We start from the raw sequence: 17,416 nt of genomic DNA on the forward strand, positions 1-17,416 counted from the left end.
TCCAATTACGTTTGAGGGCCAAGTTAGGCTGTTAAAGCCGCCTTCATCGCGTTGAGTTTGCCGCGCACCGAACTATCCAAAATCTGGTCACCCACAGTGACGCAAACGCCACCAATCAGTGATTCATCCACCTGAACTGTGACGTTCAGTTTGGAGCCAAATTTCTTTTCCAATGCGCCACGTACGTTTTGAACTTCAGCATCAGTCATTGGGAAAGCAGAAGCGATTACCGCATCTGCCGAACCTTCGTGACTGTTCTTCAATTCTTCGAACTGTCGAGCGATTTCTGGCAAGGCCAGCAAACGGCCATTTTCCACAAGCGCAGCCAAAAAGTTAGTTGCTTGCGCTTCCGCCGGTGTCTTGGTCAGTTCAACAAACACTTTCAACACTTGCTCGTCAGTCAACTTTGGGTTGCTGACCAGCAATTTGATGTCGTCGTTGCTTGCGACTGCCGACCACGACTCTAGCCAATCACTCCACTGGTTCAGGTTTGAAGTTTTTGCAACTTGAAACGCTGCCTCAGCGTAAGGACGGGCGATGGTGGATAGTTCGACCATGTTGTGTTTCCTTAAGCGTTGGGCTTACAGCTCGGCTTTCAGTTGATTCAGCAAATCCGCGTGGGCCTGGGCGTTTACTTCCTTCTTCAGGATTTGTTCTGCGCCTTTCACCACGAGTGTTGCCAACTGATCGCGCAACTGGTCACGGGCACGTTGTGCTTCGTTTACAGCTTCCGCTTCAGCCTGCGCAAGAATTCGCTTGCGCTCAACTTCGGCTTGTTGTTTTGCCTCTTCGATAATCTGCTGGGCACGCTTTTCTGCTTCAGCCAGGCGTTGCTGGTTTTCGGAGCGGCTTACAGCCAGTTCCTGTTCAGCTTTACGACCGGCATCTGCCAAAGCCTGCTTACCACGTTCTGCAGCGGCCAGGCCGTCTGCGATTTTTTTTGCACGCTCATCAATGCTCTTGATCAAGGGTGGCCACACGAATTTCATCGTGAAGACAGCCAAGATGAAGAAAACGACGAGCTGAGCAAACAGCGTTGCGTTTAAGTTCACGGCATGTTTCCTTCATGTCGCGACGGCCCCACCGGGGGCCGTCACGGAGTTATTCAAGGTAACTGGGCGAGTTAAGCAACAAACGGGTTGGCGAATGCGAACATCATCGCAATACCTACGCCAATCAAGAAAGCTGCGTCGATCAGACCGGCCAATACGAACATTTTTGTTTGAAGTTCGTTCATCAGCTCAGGCTGACGTGCAGACGCTTCCATGTACTTGCCACCCATGATCGCGATTCCGATACAGGCGCCAATCGCACCCAAACCAATAATGAACGCACAAGCGATAGCAACAATTCCCAAATCAGTCATGACAACTCCTTAAATTTAAAAAAATGAAAACCAAAAAACTTAAAAAATCTTAGTGCGCTTGATGTGCCTGGCCGATGTAAATCAACGTCAGCATCATGAAGATAAAGCCTTGCAACACCACAATCAGAATGTGGAAGATGGCCCAAATTGTGCCTGCCAGCACGTGTCCAAGGAATGCAAAGGCTCCACCCAAGGACAGGGCAGCAGCACCACCCAGCAAGGCGATCAACATGAACACCAGTTCACCTGCGTACATGTTGCCGAACAGTCGCATGCCCAAAGACACTGTCTTGGCTGCAAACTCTACAAGGTTAAGCGCAAAGTTGGGGATCCACAGAAGTGGATTGGAGCCAAATGGTGCACAGAACAGTTCATGAACAAAACCGCCAGCGCCCTTGATCTTGACCGAGTAGTACAGCATCAGGCACAACACACCCAAAGACATGCCCAGTGAACCGTTCAGATCAGCTGTAGCCACCACGCGCATGTAGGGGTCGCCTGGATCGGCAGCGAAGCCAAGGCTATACAGCAGTTGGCCCCAGGCCATTGGAATCAGATCAACGGGCACCAAGTCAAAGGCGTTCATGACAATAATCCAGAGGAACACGGTCAGAGCCAGTGGCGCGATGAAGCTGCGGTCGCCATGAACGATAGATTTGGATTGGTTTTCAACCATCTCCACCATCATTTCGACAAAGCCCTGAAAACGGCCTGGTACACCAGACGTGGCTTTGGACGCTGCTTTACGCAACATGAGGATTACGATCAAACCAGACAAGATGGAGAAGAACATCGTGTCCAGGTTGATCACCGAGAAATCGACGATAAATTTTTGCTTATCGGTTGCGAAATGCTGCAAGTGATGGACGATGTACTCTGAGGCAGTTAGCCCATTCGGTGAAGATGACATACTTATCTCAAGAAAAATGCTAAAAAATAGCTTTTGAGGGTGACCGTCGCCGTGAGGATCAGGGACCACCAAACAATGTTCGGGTCAACCTGACTCGCTGCATACATGATTGCGACTGTTGCGCCTACCTTCAAGAATTCTCCGGCCAAAAACACATACGTGCCACCCGCAGGGGTTTTACTGCCCATGGCCAGTCGTGCGGCGAACAGTGTGCTCGGCAACGCTACAGCCACGAAACCCCATGCAGCAGACTGCGCGTGGTTTGTAGACACCAACAACATGAGGAGGCACACTGCCGTCCCGACGACCCATTGGAGTCCAACTATTTTCCACATATTTGCTGCGCTGCCACATTTCACCTTGATCGGGTACGTGTATTCCCGTACGGCGGACGTGTTTTTGACAAACCGGCAGATTATAGGGGTTTGTACGCCCCCTAGTCAAACGAAAATGGCTTATTTTTCACACCGCTTTGGTGCAAATCTCAAAGCTCTTCTTTGGGAAAGCCGATGCGCTGAAGCACGCCGTCGAGTTCATCCAGATTGTTAAATTTGATAGTAACACTGCCCTTGCCATTTGAATTGGCTTTTAATTGAACAGCGCTCGCCAGCCAGTCTGCCAAACCCTCTTCCAAACGGCGTACATCCGCCGTTTGTTTCGGTTTGGAGGCCACGCGGTCACCGTTACTGGCCCAGTCGTTAACCAGTTTTTCTGTTTCACGCACAGACAGTCGTTTGTTGACCACTTCGTTGGCACACGCAATTTGCTCAGCGGCGGTCAAGGCCAACAAGGCGCGGGCGTGCCCCATTTCGATATCACCTGCAAGCAGCATGGTTTGAACCGGCTCAGCCAAATTCAATAGACGCAACATATTGCTTGTTGCACTGCGAGATCGACCGATTGCACGGGCGGCATCTTCATGGGTGAGATCAAATTCATGAATCAGACGTTGCACCCCCAGTGCTTCTTCCAGCGGATTGAGGTCTTCTCGCTGAATGTTTTCGATCAAAGCCATGGCCAGTGCCGATTCATCAGGCACGGCACGAACCAGGACCGGCACTTCCTGAAGACCTGCCAATTTTGAGGCGCGGAAACGGCGTTCACCAGCAATAATTTCGTATTTGCCCGAACCAATGGGGCGCACGAGGATTGGCTGCATGATGCCTTGGCTTTTGATCGACTCAGCCAATTCCATGAGTGAGCTTTCGTCCATCCTTGAGCGTGGCTGATATTTGCCGGCTTGCAGCTTGCCCAAGGACAGGGTCATGACCTGCTCGCCCATGTCTTTGGTGCTGTCATCACCCGAGGGGCCTAACAATGCTTCCAGGCCCCTTCCAAGGCCCTTGGTGCGTTTGATTGCGTTCATATGTTCTTTTGAAAATTATTTATGCAACAACAGGCAAGCCCAATCGCTCAACCATTTCGTTGGCAAAATCGAGATAGGCCTTTGCGCCTTTGCTGGACTTGTCGAACAAAACACCCGGCACACCGTAGCTGGGCGCTTCGGCCAGACGAACATTGCGGGGAATGATGGTTTTGAACACTTTGTCACCAAAGTGCTTTTCAAGCTGCGCAGACACTTGCTGAGCCAACGTCATGCGAGGATCGTACATGACCCTCAGCAACCCAATGATGGTCAGGTGGGGATTCAGGTTTTTGCACACCTGCTTGATGGTGTTCACCAAATCACTCAAACCCTCCAGCGCGTAGTACTCGCACTGCATGGGAATCACCACACCGTTGGCACAGCACAAGGCGTTCAAAGTCAGCAGGGAAAGCGCAGGGGGACAATCGATCAGGATAAAGTCGTATTGGTCGTCCACCTCATTGATGGCCTCGCGCAACTTGACTTCACGGTTTTCAAACTCAACCATTTCAACTTCAGCACCGGCCAGCTCGCGGTTGGCCGCCAGCACGTCGAAATCGCCTTCTGCGCGCACCGTGGCCTCAGCGACACCTACCATGCCAACCAACACCTGATACACAGTGTGCTTGACGCTACGCTTGTCGATACCACAACCCATGGTTGCGTTGCCCTGGGGGTCAAGATCGACCAGCAAAACACGCTGCTTGGCCATGGCCAAGCCTGCGGCAAGGTTCACCGCAGTGGTGGTTTTTCCGACGCCACCCTTCTGGTTGGCAATGCAGAAAACTTTCGCCATCTTCTTGTCCTGTGATTGAATGCTTCGATTTTAGCGTTTAATCATGAACAAGTGCCTTGCCTCGTCCAGGAATGGTACTTGAATTGGATGAAGCGCCTCGATTCGCCATCCGGGAGGCACTTCGCTGTCGACCTCTACCCTGCCCTTCAAGGCGGCAAATTGACCGTCGGGTGCAAGCAGATGTTCACTCAGGGCAATGAAATTGTCGATACTTGAAAACGCTCTTGAGCAGATTAGATCGTACCCTTTGGCTGGCAGATGTTCTTCCACCCGTCCGTGAACAGCCTGCGCATTGTTCAAACCCAAACTTGCAATGGCCTGCTGCATGAACGCGGCCTTCTTTTGAACTGTGTCAATCAGCGTGACATGCCAATTGGGTTGTGCAATGGCCAGCACCAGGCCGGGCAACCCAGCACCTGCACCCACATCCAGCAGGTGCGGGTTGGGTGTGGCTTGAAGTGCGAACGAGATTTCAGGCAGCACAGCCAGGGAATCAAGCAAGTGATGCGTGACCAGTTCACGGTTGCTGCGTATGGCGGTGAGGTTGTACACCCGGTTCCACTTCTGGATCAACTGCCCGTACTTGAATAGCTGCAGGTGCTGTGCTGCACTCAAGCCCAGGCGAAGCTGGGCTATTCCCTGATCAAGCAGTGTTTGTTCAGGCAACCCCAACATTTCAGATTTCGGTTTTCTTTGCACGGAACTCAAGCCACTTGCTCCGATTTATCCGTATCACTTGAGCTGGCTCTGTTCAGCAGATCCCGCTTTTTCAAATGAACCAACAGCAGAGAAATGGCCGCTGGGGTGACGCCTTGAATACGCCCGGCTTGTCCGATTGTTTCCGGTTTGTGCATGTTCAGCTTCTGTTGAACTTCCTTGCTCAAGCCATTGACGCCAGAATAATCAAAATCAGCCGGCATGCGAATAGACTCATTGCCCACGTCCCTTTCCACTTCGGCCTGCTGGCGCAGGACATACCCCGCGTACTTGACCTCAATTTCCAGTTGGGAAATAAGGTCGCTGTGCTGCAAGGGTTCTGTCAACGCCAAATCGCCGCTTTCTTTGCTCAAAGTGCAAAGATCCATGTAGCTGACATCCGGACGCTTGAGCAAGTCATACAGGTTGTACTCTCGATCAATGCCTTTGTGCAGAACCCGTTCGGCTTCGGCCTGAGCCACAATTTTTGGATTGATCCACGTGGAACGCAATCGCTGTTTTTCCTGTTCAACGGCTTCGCGCTTTTCCGAGAATGCTTTCCATCGAATATCATCCACCAAACCCAGCTTGCGACCTATTGGGGTCAAGCGTTGATCTGCATTGTCTTCTCGCAGGCTTAAGCGGTACTCAGCACGACTGGTGAACATGCGGTAAGGCTCAGCCACACCCTTGCTGGTCAAGTCGTCTACAAGCACGCCTAGATAGGCTTCGTCGCGACGCGGGGTCCACTGGTCTTTTCCTTGTGCCATCAAGGCAGCATTCAAGCCGGCCAATAAACCTTGTGCAGCGGCTTCTTCGTAACCGGTGGTGCCATTGATCTGCCCCGCGAAAAAAAGCCCTTCAATCGACTTCGTCTCCAGCGTGGTTTTCAGTGCGCGCGGATCGAAGTAATCGTATTCAATCGCGTAGCCAGGCCGCATGATGTAGGCGTTTTCCAGGCCTTTGATGGAGTGAAGCAAATTCAGCTGCACATCAAAAGGCAAGGACGTCGATACCCCGTTTGGATAATACTCGTTGGTGGTCAGGCCCTCGGGCTCCAGGAAAATTTGATGTGAAGCCTTGTCTGCAAAACGGTGAATCTTGTCTTCGATTGATGGGCAGTACCTGGGACCGACTCCTTCAATGACACCGGTGTACATTGGGCTGCGGTCCAGACCACCGCGAATGATGTCGTGGGTGTGCTCGTTGGTGTGCGTAATCCAGCACGGCAGTTGGCGTGGGTGCATGGCTGCATTGCCCAAATAGGAAAATACAGGCACTGGGTCAAGATCACCCGGTTGTTCCTGCATCACCGAGAAATCAATACTGCGGCCATCAATACGCGGCGGAGTACCCGTTTTCAAACGCCCCTGCGGAAGTTTCATTTCCTGAAGGCGCTGGCCGAGGCCAATGGAAGGTGGGTCCCCTGCCCGTCCCGCCGAATAATTTTGCAAGCCAACATGGATCTTGCCATTCAGAAATGTACCCGCTGTCAACACCACTGACTTTGCCTTGAACTTCAAACCGACTTGCGTGACAGCACCGCACACTCGGTCACCGTCCAACAACAAGTCTTCAACCGACTGCTGGAACAGGCTCAGGTTAGGTTGATTTTCGAGACGTGTCCGTATGGCTTGGCGGTATAGCACCCGGTCCGCTTGGGCACGGGTAGCACGAACAGCGGGGCCCTTCGAACCATTCAAAATTCGAAATTGAATACCCGCTTCATCCGTGGCAATGGCCATTGCACCGCCCAGCGCATCGACTTCCTTGACCAGATGGCCTTTGCCAATGCCACCAATGGAAGGGTTGCAAGACATTTGACCCAGGGTTTCGATGTTGTGGGTCAACAGCAAAGTTTTACTACCTGCACGCGCAGCGGCAAGTGCAGCTTCGGTACCTGCGTGACCACCACCTACTACGATGACATCGAATTCTTCGGGATAAAACATGTGTTGCTCCTGGCACAGTGTGCCGGCATTCATTGAACTTGGAATTCACTTTTGGCCCCTGCAGTGCAGGTTCCAATGCATTGGCGCAATTATATGCCCCTGCGGGATTTTGCCCAAGTGAACATGTTTCACGTGGAACACAAAACCGAAAACTTTACCGGCGTAGACCTTTGTGCATTTGCTTAGGCCCACATGTTCTTCGTTCGTTTGCAAAGGCGCTTGTTGCTTCTTCCTTTGCTCAGGCGCATGTCCTTCTTTCGTTTGCAAAGGCGCCTGTCCTTCGTTCGTTTTCAAAGGCGCGTACCCTCTTCCGCCGAAAGCCTGTATTTCCCTTTTTGAAGTTCACACTGACTCACAGGGTTCGGCAAAACAGACGGCCGAACCCTGTGTCGGCTGATCGCCGAACGTGGCGTGTGAATTCAAAACGGGCAGGCTTTCTCGAATGGCGGTGCGAGGGCAATGCTGCCTTTGCAAACTCGAAGGATCGTGCCTGTGACATGCTGAAAGCGACCTGCGACCTGAGGTGTTCATTGAATCACCAGCCCTTTCTCCGGCGCAAGTTCGCAGCCTGTGAGGTGTTTGATTGCCGCATCATCTTGCCGATTCAAGACAAGGCTTCCCGGCTGATTCGCAGCGCGGGGCTATTGCGCAGGCAATCGAGGCGAAGACGCCTTTGCGTTTCGCCTGCCCCAAGCCAGAATCAAGAAAAAGGTAAACAAGCCTTGGCCAAGGCGAGATGAGCGGTAACGAACATCACACAAAGCATGCGCTACGAAAGCCGTGATGAGCAACAACGAACGTCAAGCAAAAGGCCTACTCAATAAATGTTCCACGTGAAACATCTCTCAAACAAGCCAGCTTCTCAGATAGGGCCAATAACTGTCATAGCTTGTACGCAAGATCAGCAGGCAGACAACAGCGAGCAGCACCTTGCGCACAAAGCCAGCACCTTTACGAATCGCGAGCCCAGCACCCACTTTGGCCCCGGCCAAATTGAATGCAGCCATCAACAGGCCAAGTGAAAGAATGATATGCCCCGCTGGAGCAAACCAGGCCAAGGAGGCCAGGTTGCATGCAATGTTGACCATCTTTGCACCTGCCGTGGCTGCAAGAAAATCAAACCCGAAAAATACGACAAAGGCCACCATCAGGAATGATCCAGTACCTGGACCAAAAAAACCGTCATAAAATCCGATCAACAACCCCACCAAAGCACCAAAGATTCGTTCTCGTTTTACATCGAGTTTGGGTGCATGAACGCCCCCCAAATCTTTTCTCAAAAAAGTATAAACAGCCACAGCGGCAAGCAACACCGGAAGGATCAGGCGAAGTACTTCCGTCGAAATCTGGGTCACTACATAGGCACCACCATAGGCACCCATCAAGGCCATTGCTGTGGCTGGCAATACTGCATTCCAGGGCACCTGGATGGCTTTTGAATAGCGATACGCCGCGAAACTTGTGCCCACTACACTTGAAATCTTGTTGGTACCCAACAATGTGGCGTGTCCCTGACCGGGCATTAGACCAAACAAAGCGGGGATCTGAATGAGCCCACCCCCGCCCACCATGGCATCGATGAGCCCAGCAGCGAAAGCTGCCGCACAAAGAGTGATCAGAACCCACAACTCGATTTGTTCAAACATAAGGATTTCGCCAAAAGAAAACGGGCGCCTTGTGGGCGCCCTCATAGGACTAATTCTGGAGTGTCAGAAAGAAGTCAAAACATTTAAACCGAATCAGGCAGCAAGGCGACTTGCGATTTGAGCCTTCGTCTGTTCAAGTTGCGCTGGCAGGTTATGGCTCAACTTCTCGAACAACTCGGCGTGCAACTGAAGCTCTTGTTGCCATGCAGCTTTGTCAATTGCGGTAATTGAATCGTACTCAGCCTTGCTGAAATCCAGACCATCCCAGGAAATGTCTTCATAGCTGGGTGAAGTACCGAATACATGTTCAACACCATTGCCTTTGCCTTCAACACGCTCCAAAGCCCACTTCAACACGCGCATGTTCTCGCCGAAACCTGGCCAGATGAACTTGCCTTCGGCGTCGGTGCGGAACCAGTTGACGCAGAAGATACTTGGGAGTTTGGCGCCAGAGGCTGCCAACTTGTTGCCCAAGTCCAGCCAGTGCTGGAAGTAGTCGGACATGTTGTAACCGCAGAAAGGCAACATGGCAAAAGGATCGCGGCGAACCACACCTTGTTGACCAAATGCAGCGGCAGTGGTTTCTGAACCCATGGTCGCGGCCATGTAAACACCCTCAACCCAGTTGCGAGCTTCGGTAACCAAAGGCACTGTGGTGGAACGGCGACCGCCGAAAATGAACGCATCAATTTCAACGCCGGCCGGGTTGTCCCAGTTACTGTCGATCACGGGGTTCTGCTCAGCGGCCACCGTGAAGCGGGCGTTCGGATGGGACGCCTTGCGACCACAATCCGGTGTCCAGTCTTTACCTGTCCAGTCGACCAGGTGTGCAGGCGCTTCCTTGGTCAGACCCTCCCACCACACGTCACCATCATCAGTTAGCGCAACGTTGGTGAAAATCACGTTGGCATTCAATGACGCCATGCAGTTGGAGTTGGTCTTGGTGTTGGTACCAGGAGCCACACCAAAATAACCAGCTTCCGGGTTGATCGCACGCAGTTTGCCGTTGGCATCGGGCTTGATCCAGGCGATGTCGTCACCAATGGTAGTCACAGTCCAGCCCTTCATGGACGCTGGAGGGATCAACATTGCGAAGTTGGTTTTACCGCATGCAGAAGGGAACGCTGCTGCAACATGGTATTTCTTGCCTTCGGGGTTTGTAACACCCAGGATCAGCATGTGCTCGGCCAACCAGCCTTGGTCGCGGCCCATTGTGGACGCAATACGCAATGCCAGACACTTCTTGCCCAACAAGGCGTTGCCACCATAGCCAGAACCATAGGACCAGATTTCGCGTGTTTCAGGGTAGTGAACGATGTACTTGGTGTCTGGATTGCAAGGCCATGCAACATCTTTCTGACCGGCTTCCAAAGGTGCGCCCACTGTGTGAACACAAGGCACGAACTCGCCATTCTCGCCCAACACGTCGTACACGGCCTTGCCCATGCGCGTCATCATGCGCATGTTGGTCACCACGTAAGCCGAGTCGGACAATTCAACGCCGATGTGTGCAATCGGGCTACCCAAAGGACCCATTGAAAACGGAATGACGTACAAGGTACGACCGCGCATGGAACCTTTGAACAAACCATTCAAAGTGGCGCGCATTTTTGCGGGATCTTCCCAGTTGTTGGTTGGGCCAGCATCTTCCTTCTTTTCAGAACAGATGTAGGTCCGATCTTCCACGCGGGCAACGTCTGAGGGATCAGACCAGGCCAGGTAGGAGTTGGGGCGCTTTTCAGGGTTGAGTTTGCGAAGCGTTCCCGCCTCCACCATTTCTGCGCAAAGACGTTCATATTCTTCTTGTGAACCATCGCACCACACAATATTCTTGGGCTCGGTCAGGGCTGCAATTTCTTGCACCCAAGCCACAAGTTTCTTGTGCTTCACATACGACGGCACGGTCTGGCTGACCATAGACAGCACTGCACTCATGCTAAAACCTCCAGATAGACAAATGTAATTCTTTTGTACGGGGGCAAAATGGGGCTCAACGGGCTCAGCCGGAACACATCACCATCACGCACACGGGCGATTGTTTTGTCGCTTGTCCGCAAACTTAGCCCACGAGTTTAACATGTTGTAAGCAAACGGAAATAATTTTTTCCTATAGGTCTGATGGACTAAACCCATACTGTGTTTGCTTTCCGGCACAAGGCATGTAAAGTGGAGAAATTCCTCTACTACGGAAGCCTCATGAAACTGATTGCGATCTGCACCGGCCTGGTGGTTCCTCTTGTTTATCGAACTGCGGCGGGCGACATCCGGACCGAAGCCAGCGGTATCAACAAACAAGCGGTCAGCACAATCGAAAAACCCGAGCCTGTCGAGGTTCGCAAACTTGGTCTGGAAGGCGATGAACAGTGCAATTTGTCAGTTCACGGTGGGTTGGACAAAGCCGTTTACATGTTGCCTTCAGAACACTACCCTTTTTGGGAGGAGCGCCGTTCGGAGAAAAACCTGGACGGAAAACTGCCTTGGGGATTTCTGGGCGAAAACCTGGTTGTGGAAGGACTGGATGAGCAAACCGTACACATTGGCGACGAATTCGAACTGGGTGAGGTTCGCCTGCGCGTGACCGAACCTCGCGAACCTTGCCACAAATTTGCGATACGGATGGGCTACAGCGCAGCACCCAAGCAAATGGTCCAACAGGGTAATTCCGGCTGGTATTTAAGGGTCATTCAAAGTGGGACCATTCATGCCGGAATGGAAATACAGCGTTTTATCAATCCTCAAGGCAAGTCTGTACTGAATGCATTTCGAATGCGAACCCAGAAGGGACAAATGGACTTGCTCTAACCCGAAAGCGCATCAACCTTTCAGGCAGGCGACTGCTTTTTCCAAAGTTTAAGTTGAGCCTTGGCTACAGCTGAATTTAACCGCCCCAGCTTGTCAATCCATACAGGATTTGGATCGTAGGCATAATGCGTTGCAGCCAGAGCGAGGGCTTCGTCATCCCAGCCATCATCGACATACAGATCAAACAAGGCGTCTGCCAAAACTGGGCTTCTTGGCAAAGCTCGCATCCAGTGCTCTGCCTGGGCAATGGCATCCCTTGACCGGCCCGCATCGCGTAATGCGCGCACAGCCACAACGGCTTCAAAATCATCTACAGCAGACTTTCTCAACAACTCGGCGAGTAAGGTTTTTTCGGAAAGATGTTCAAGCAAAGCCCGCAAGCGGAGCCTGCGCCAGCGCTTGTCAAACGAACGCCAGCTGACATTGCTGCTGGGTTGCATTTCATTCATTTCATTGATTTCAAGTTCGACCAAACCCAAAACAGTGTGTCGATCACACAGGGCGATCTGTTTCCACCACCAGGATGGGTCCACCAAACCAGCCTGGTCGAGCATTGCAACCGGATAAACCAGGTGAGCCCGTTCAATAGTATTGTCAATTCGCGTTGAAACAATGTGCAACCAATCGCGTGTGAAACCTCGCACGGCCTTGAGCAACAAACCATGTTTATCGTCCGCACCTTCGCAAATGGCGAGCAATTTTTGCAAGCCGTGTGCACCGAGTTCCACGAGCAAATCAACGTCCGAATTTCGATTAAGTTCAGACTGCAACCAACCGTCGAGAATCTGGGTGCGAACAGCCACTTTTTCACAGGTGGCCGCAGACGGGCAGCGGGTTTGACCCACAAACCGGCCAATCAATTGCTTAAGGCGTCGGCTTCTTGATTTTGTGTCGGAGTCTTCAACACTGTCCAGTAGCTCACAACAGCTTTCAAGAAACTGGAAAGCCCGGTGCAATTCAGGCATGTGCAGCGAAGCAGGGCCTAGCCACAGCATCCAATCCTGACCTGTTCGACTCGCTAATGCGCTGGTGTCCTTGTCTTTCGACATGAAAGCATTCTCCGCAAAGGAGTCAATAACGGCGAATTTTGTACTGTGCCGGAGCGTAGGCGCGTGTTTCCTGGAAACCGCGCAATTTAAGGTGTTTTGTTTTGCGCCCGGTCACCCTTTCGCGCCACATGCGAAAGCTGCTGGCCTTCATGTGGCTTCGCATCAATTCGATGGTTTGTGATTCGTTCAAGCCGAATTGCAACTCAATGGCCTCAAAGGGCGTTCGGTCCTCCCAAGCCATTTCGACAATGCGTGACACTTCTTCTTCAGACAAATTTAACTGCAAAGACTTGGACATCTGATCTCACTGACCGCTAAACTGGAGAAATTCAACTTGCAGTATATGACAGAAGGGGCTTTTCAGTGAAAAGAGCATTGCTTGGCTTGATCGTTTTGATCACCATATTATTCACCGTGTTTTTTGCCATGGGACTTTATTCCGGCACGGGTTCACCAATCGGGCTGACGCAAGGCCAGTTGGCACCCTGCCCCAACAAACCAAACTGTGTCAGCAGTGAAAGTGCGCCCTCTGACGAACACGCAATTTCGGCCTTGAAAATCACAGGGGACATGGGAGAGGAACCTCTTCTAAAGGTCAGGGAAGTGATCGAGTTGCTTGGCGGCCAAGTCAATTACGCTGATGAAAACTACCTGGCCAGTACATTCACGAGCGACTTGTTCGGATTTATCGATGATGTCGAATTCAGGGTAGACCAAGGCAATGGCTTGTTGCATGTGCGCTCGGCATCTCGAGTGGGTTACAGCGATTTAAATGCCAACAGAAAACGTGTTGAACAAATACGTACCCTTCTGGGCAACGGCTAGAAGCATGCAAGGGATTTGATTTACTTGCCAATACAAAAACGGCTGAATATCAAACCAAGCAAATCATCGGGCAACATGCGCCCGGTGATTTCACCTAGCGCATCGTGGGCCAAGCGCAATTCTTCTGCGAACAAATCAAGTGTGCGATCGTCTTGCAAAGCAAATTGGAAAGCGCTGGCAAGGTGCTCGCCACACAGGTGCAAGGCATCCACGTGTCGCTGGCGGGCCATGAATCCATGATCGGGGGGGTGGGCAATGCCTACCTTGGCGAGAATGGCGTCTTTCAGATTTTCCAGACCAATACCTTTTTTGGCTGAAATACAGACTGCATTGTGAAGGTCCTGCCGAGACTGCACAGACTCAGGCAGCAAATCCACTTTGTTCAACACCGTAAGGCTGGGCAAATGCGCCGGCAGTTTTAAATGGTCGTCAAAAAAATCGGGCTGTTCCAAAGTGGCGTCTTTCAGAATTAAAACCAGATCGGCTTCTTCAACCGACTTTCGAGTACGCTCAATACCAATTTTTTCCACCTCGTCTGCTGTGTGTCGCAGCCCCGCAGTGTCCACTAGCACCAGTGGAATACCTCGAATATTCAGCTCCTGCTTGATTCGGTCGCGTGTGGTGCCAGCGATGGCAGAGACGATGGCCACTTCTTCACCAGCCAAGGCGTTGAGCAAACTGGACTTGCCCACATTGGGCTCACCCACCAGAACAATTTGTAGACCATCCCTGAACTTGACACCTTCCCGGGCGGCACTCAACAAATCCTGGTGAATGGCAAGAATCTGGTTGAGTTGCCCTTTGGCATCGGCTTTTTCGAGAAATTCAATTTCTTCTTCGGGAAAGTCCAGCGTGGCTTCCAACAACAAACGAAGGTGAACGATGCGGTCAGCCAATGCATTGACCTGACGGGAAAAAACACCGCTGAGCGACGCGGCTGCAGCTTTGGCAGCAGACACGGAACCCGCATCAATCAGATCCGCAACTGCCTCGGCTTGGGCCAAGTCGAGCTTGTCATTCAAAAATGCTCTTTGCGTGAATTCACCGGGCAGGGCATGACGAAGAGGAATCTCAAGTTGCCTGGCAACATGCAGTGCATGCCCAACAATACCTTGCAACACAGCCTGACCGCCGTGTCCTTGAAACTCCAGGACGTTTTCACCCGTGAATGAAGCAGGCGCATTGAATAACAATGCTATGCCTTCATCGATGGGATGAAGCTCTGAATCACGAATGGTCAAGAGGCTTGCAAAGCGAGGCTGGGGAAGCTTGCCGCAAAAATGGTGGCAAAAGTTTTGAAATTCCGGCGATGAAGGAAATGAGAACCGCACCACCCCCACCCCACCCTTTCCGGGTGCGGTGGCGATGGCCACAATGGGATCACCGTGTTGTGGCGGGTGCAGACTCAATTTGGCGCGTGATCACCCACTGCTGGGCAATGGACAGGATGTTGTTGACAACCCAGTACAGGACCAAACCTGCAGGGAAGAAAATGAACATGACCGAAAACACCAGCGGCATGACCATCATGACCTTGGCCTGAATGGGGTCAGGTGGCGTGGGATTCAAGCGGGTCTGGATAAACATGGTTACCGCCATCAACACCGGCAAGATGTAGAAAGGATCGGGTGCAGCCAAATCGGTGACCCAGCCAAGCCAAGGTGCGTTGCGCATTTCAACGCTAGCCAGCAATACCCAATACAGTGCGATGAACACGGGGATTTGGACCAGAATCGGCATGCAACCGCCCAAGGGGTTAATTTTTTCCCGCTTGTACATTTCCATCATGGCGCGTTGGAAACCCATTTTGTCGTCGCCATACTGCTCTTTCAATTTCTGCATGCGCGGACCTACCTTGCGCATTTTGGCCATGGACCTGTAGCTGGCAGCAGAAAGTGGGAAGAAAACAAGCTTGATGAAAATCGTCAGGACGACGATGGCCCAGCCCCAATTACCAATATAGCTGTGAATCTTTTCAAGCAACCAATAGATGGGTTGAGCAATCACAGTCAGCCAACCGTAATCCACCACCAAGCCCAATCCTGGTGACAATGCTTCCAGCACGCGCTGATCTTGCGGGCCTGTGTACAGCTTGGCACTGTAAGTGCCGGTTTGTTCCGGAGCCAAACTGCCCAAGGCACTGACCAGACCAATGGAATACAGATTGGCATCTACCTGGCGTGTGTAGTTTTCACGCGGGCCTTCCTGACCGATTACCGCCGACACGAAATAATGCTGAACCATGGCCAGCCAGCCTGCATCGGTGGTCTTGATGTATTGCGCGCTGCGATCGGCAATGTCGTCAAATTTGATTTTTTGGTACTTTTTCTCAGGCGTGTAAACCGCTGGGCCTGTAAAAGTAGCGTAAAGCGAGGAATCGCTTTCCAGAGGATTGCCATCGCGGGTGATCTGAACGTATGCGCTGGGGGTAACAGGCTCAGGGTTCGCATTGCGTGCCTGGATTACCAAGTCAAGGTCATATCTATTTTTATAGACGGTGTAAGTGTAAGTACTCTCAATACCACCCGAACTGGCCTTGAAAACCAATTTCAGACTGTCTTGACCCGCTGGAAACTCCGTCGCAGTGGAAACCAGTTCAAACAGTGTGCGGTGGTTTGGTGCATCAGGCACACCTACCAAACCAGCTTGACCCAGATAAGTCCGTTTGGTCGACTGCTCAAACAGCTGGACTGGCAACTCGGGATTTTCCGCCGCTGGGTGATTCAGCAATTTTGAACCCACAAGCTGTGCACCTTGCGTCGAAAACTGCAATTCAAGAACGTCGGTTTTTACAACGACAGTTTGGGCTGCGGGTGCTGGCGCTGTTGCCGTTTCAACAATGGCATTGGGGTCTGCAGGAACATCACCTGCTGATTGGGCAGCGGCCTGGGGCAAATCATTGACAGCAGCAGCGGAACCGGGAGTTTGTAATGTGCCCTTGTCGTTCGCTGTGGAAGTGGCTGTGCTCAAGCCAAACAGGGTTGGTTTGCCCACTGAAGCCTGATAATTGTCCCAAAGCATGATGAGAGACAAGCTGAAAATCATCAAAAGGACTAGCCTGCGCGTTTCCATTTAAATCCTTAATTACTGAGATTTATTGCGGGTGTCAGCAGAATCTGGAACCAGATCCAGCCCACCGGCATTCCAGGGGTTGCACCGGCAAATGCGGCCAATTGACAAGGCTGCGCCTTTGCATGCGCCATGAATTTTAACTGCTTCAAGGGCATATTCCGAGCAACTGGGGTAAAAACGGCAAGACGGCGGAAAAAGAGGGCTGACGGCAAGCTGATAGCCGCGGATCAAGGCCGCAATGGCGCGCGCCGTGATAGATCGCTGAAAAGTTGCTGAAGTTCTGTCCACCATGCTGCCCGGTCCGAATGGCCTACTGCCTTCACAGGCTTGCTAAGACGCACCAGAAACTTGCCTTGGTGGTCTTTCAGGGAATGACGACAAGCCTCTCGAATGATTCTTTTCAAGGCATTGCGATCTACAGCCCGGTTGGCCAGCCGTTTGGGTATCAAGATTCCGAATCGTGGAGGGGTGTCTTCAAACAGAGCATGAAGCATCAACCGATCTGTTCGGGCCAGTGGCCTTGTTTTTAACAGGCCACCGAATGTTTCAGACCGAGTGATTTTTTTTGCATGCGACCCGGAACCCACCCTGTACGATTCAGAATGATTAAATCGTCAAACTTAAACTGACAGACGTGCGCGGCCTTTGGCGCGACGAGCGCGCAATACTGCACGACCACCACGTGTACGTGAGCGAACCAAAAAGCCGTGTGTTCTTGAACGGCGAACTTTAGAAGGTTGATAAGTGCGTTTCATGGCAAGCCTCTGGCCCACATGGGCTGAAAATTTGGCGAAAAATTAATGTGCGTTGTTCCCTGATTTACCAGGATATTCCATTGAACCAGCAAGCTGATTCAAGGCAAGCACCAAGGGAACCCGAAATTATAGAGTCAAATTCAGGAAAAACCTAGAAAAATCTGCAAGTTCGCGTGAAGGC

The 17,416-nt window shown here is 51.8% G+C and carries 20 protein-coding genes; 2 read left to right on the forward strand and 18 right to left on the reverse strand.

Annotated features, from left to right (window positions below; all coding sequences use genetic code 11):
- Positions 1–23: 23 nt before the first annotated feature.
- From RGQ30_RS16025 to RGQ30_RS16075, 11 genes are all read right to left on the reverse strand, one after another.
- Positions 24–557 carry a F0F1 ATP synthase subunit delta gene (locus RGQ30_RS16025; protein ID WP_130557267.1) on the reverse strand — a complete coding sequence of 178 codons (534 nt, stop codon included), beginning with the start codon at positions 555–557 and terminating at the stop codon, positions 24–26.
- Positions 558–581: 24 nt separating this feature from the next.
- Positions 582–1,052, reverse strand: coding sequence for a F0F1 ATP synthase subunit B (locus RGQ30_RS16030; protein WP_130557266.1), 471 nt, complete (start codon positions 1,050–1,052; stop codon positions 582–584).
- 71 nt (positions 1,053–1,123) lie between these two features.
- Positions 1,124–1,366: a F0F1 ATP synthase subunit C gene (atpE, locus tag RGQ30_RS16035; protein WP_130557265.1), complete on the reverse strand. Its 243-nt coding sequence runs from the start codon at positions 1,364–1,366 to the stop codon at positions 1,124–1,126.
- Positions 1,367–1,415: 49 nt separating this feature from the next.
- The gene (gene atpB / locus RGQ30_RS16040) at positions 1,416–2,276 is read right to left on the reverse strand and encodes a F0F1 ATP synthase subunit A (RefSeq protein WP_130557264.1); all 861 of its coding nucleotides are present in this window, start codon (positions 2,274–2,276) and stop codon (positions 1,416–1,418) included.
- Positions 2,277–2,278: 2 nt separating this feature from the next.
- Positions 2,279–2,611: an ATP synthase subunit I gene (locus RGQ30_RS16045; RefSeq protein WP_130557263.1), complete on the reverse strand. Its 333-nt coding sequence runs from the start codon at positions 2,609–2,611 to the stop codon at positions 2,279–2,281.
- Positions 2,612–2,760: 149 nt separating this feature from the next.
- Entirely contained in the window at positions 2,761–3,642 is an 882-nt protein-coding gene (locus RGQ30_RS16050; protein WP_130557262.1) for a ParB/RepB/Spo0J family partition protein, read from the reverse strand.
- Between the two features lie 19 nt (positions 3,643–3,661).
- On the reverse strand, positions 3,662–4,438 hold the full coding sequence (locus RGQ30_RS16055) for a ParA family protein (protein WP_130557261.1): 777 nt from the start codon (positions 4,436–4,438) through the stop codon (positions 3,662–3,664).
- Positions 4,439–4,468: 30 nt separating this feature from the next.
- Positions 4,469–5,137 carry a 16S rRNA (guanine(527)-N(7))-methyltransferase RsmG gene (gene rsmG, locus RGQ30_RS16060; protein ID WP_298218656.1) on the reverse strand — a complete coding sequence of 223 codons (669 nt, stop codon included), beginning with the start codon at positions 5,135–5,137 and terminating at the stop codon, positions 4,469–4,471.
- Between the two features lie 5 nt (positions 5,138–5,142).
- A complete protein-coding gene (mnmG, locus tag RGQ30_RS16065) occupies positions 5,143–7,086 on the reverse strand; it encodes a tRNA uridine-5-carboxymethylaminomethyl(34) synthesis enzyme MnmG (protein ID WP_130557260.1) in 1,944 nt (647 codons plus the stop codon).
- Positions 7,087–7,931: 845 nt separating this feature from the next.
- Positions 7,932–8,732 carry a TSUP family transporter gene (locus RGQ30_RS16070; protein WP_130557259.1) on the reverse strand — a complete coding sequence of 267 codons (801 nt, stop codon included), beginning with the start codon at positions 8,730–8,732 and terminating at the stop codon, positions 7,932–7,934.
- A gap of 93 nt (positions 8,733–8,825) precedes the next feature.
- Positions 8,826–10,667, reverse strand: coding sequence for a phosphoenolpyruvate carboxykinase (GTP) (locus RGQ30_RS16075; protein ID WP_130557258.1), 1,842 nt, complete (start codon positions 10,665–10,667; stop codon positions 8,826–8,828).
- A 261-nt stretch (positions 10,668–10,928) separates the two neighbouring features.
- Between RGQ30_RS16075 and RGQ30_RS16080 the strand changes: the two genes are divergently transcribed.
- Complete coding sequence (locus RGQ30_RS16080; protein ID WP_130557257.1) at positions 10,929–11,534, forward strand: MOSC domain-containing protein; 606 nt, start codon at positions 10,929–10,931, stop codon at positions 11,532–11,534.
- A 20-nt stretch (positions 11,535–11,554) separates the two neighbouring features.
- Here the strand turns inward: RGQ30_RS16080 and RGQ30_RS16085 are convergent, their stop codons facing one another.
- Both RGQ30_RS16085 and RGQ30_RS16090 read right to left on the reverse strand, forming a co-directional pair.
- A complete protein-coding gene (locus RGQ30_RS16085) occupies positions 11,555–12,583 on the reverse strand; it encodes a hypothetical protein (protein ID WP_130557256.1) in 1,029 nt (342 codons plus the stop codon).
- A 22-nt stretch (positions 12,584–12,605) separates the two neighbouring features.
- A complete protein-coding gene (locus RGQ30_RS16090) occupies positions 12,606–12,881 on the reverse strand; it encodes a TIGR03643 family protein (protein ID WP_130557255.1) in 276 nt (91 codons plus the stop codon).
- Positions 12,882–12,946: 65 nt separating this feature from the next.
- Between RGQ30_RS16090 and RGQ30_RS16095 the strand changes: the two genes are divergently transcribed.
- Entirely contained in the window at positions 12,947–13,408 is a 462-nt protein-coding gene (locus RGQ30_RS16095; RefSeq protein WP_130557254.1) for a DUF1499 domain-containing protein, read from the forward strand.
- A gap of 20 nt (positions 13,409–13,428) precedes the next feature.
- Here RGQ30_RS16095 and mnmE read toward each other — a convergent pair whose 3' ends face one another.
- Genes mnmE through rpmH form a run of 5 tightly spaced genes read right to left on the reverse strand, consistent with a single transcriptional unit; the run spans position 13,429 to position 17,235 of the window.
- Positions 13,429–14,817 carry a tRNA uridine-5-carboxymethylaminomethyl(34) synthesis GTPase MnmE gene (mnmE, locus tag RGQ30_RS16100; protein ID WP_130557253.1) on the reverse strand — a complete coding sequence of 463 codons (1,389 nt, stop codon included), beginning with the start codon at positions 14,815–14,817 and terminating at the stop codon, positions 13,429–13,431.
- Entirely contained in the window at positions 14,789–16,480 is a 1,692-nt protein-coding gene (gene yidC / locus RGQ30_RS16105; protein WP_130557252.1) for a membrane protein insertase YidC, read from the reverse strand. Before yidC ends, mnmE begins: the two co-directional genes overlap by 29 nt.
- Positions 16,481–16,492: 12 nt before the next feature.
- Entirely contained in the window at positions 16,493–16,771 is a 279-nt protein-coding gene (gene yidD / locus RGQ30_RS16110) for a membrane protein insertion efficiency factor YidD (RefSeq protein ID WP_130557251.1), read from the reverse strand.
- Positions 16,708–17,067 (reverse strand): ribonuclease P protein component, encoded by a 360-nt coding sequence (locus RGQ30_RS16115; RefSeq protein ID WP_130557250.1) that lies wholly within the window; start codon positions 17,065–17,067, stop codon positions 16,708–16,710. The genes yidD and RGQ30_RS16115 overlap by 64 nt, the downstream gene beginning before the upstream one ends.
- Before the next feature lie 33 nt (positions 17,068–17,100).
- On the reverse strand, positions 17,101–17,235 hold the full coding sequence (gene rpmH, locus RGQ30_RS16120; protein ID WP_130557249.1) for a 50S ribosomal protein L34: 135 nt from the start codon (positions 17,233–17,235) through the stop codon (positions 17,101–17,103).
- Between the last annotated feature and the right edge of the window lie 181 nt (positions 17,236–17,416).

This window comes from Limnobacter thiooxidans (assembly GCF_036323495.1).
Taxonomy (GTDB): Bacteria; Pseudomonadota; Gammaproteobacteria; order Burkholderiales; family Burkholderiaceae_B; genus Limnobacter; species Limnobacter thiooxidans.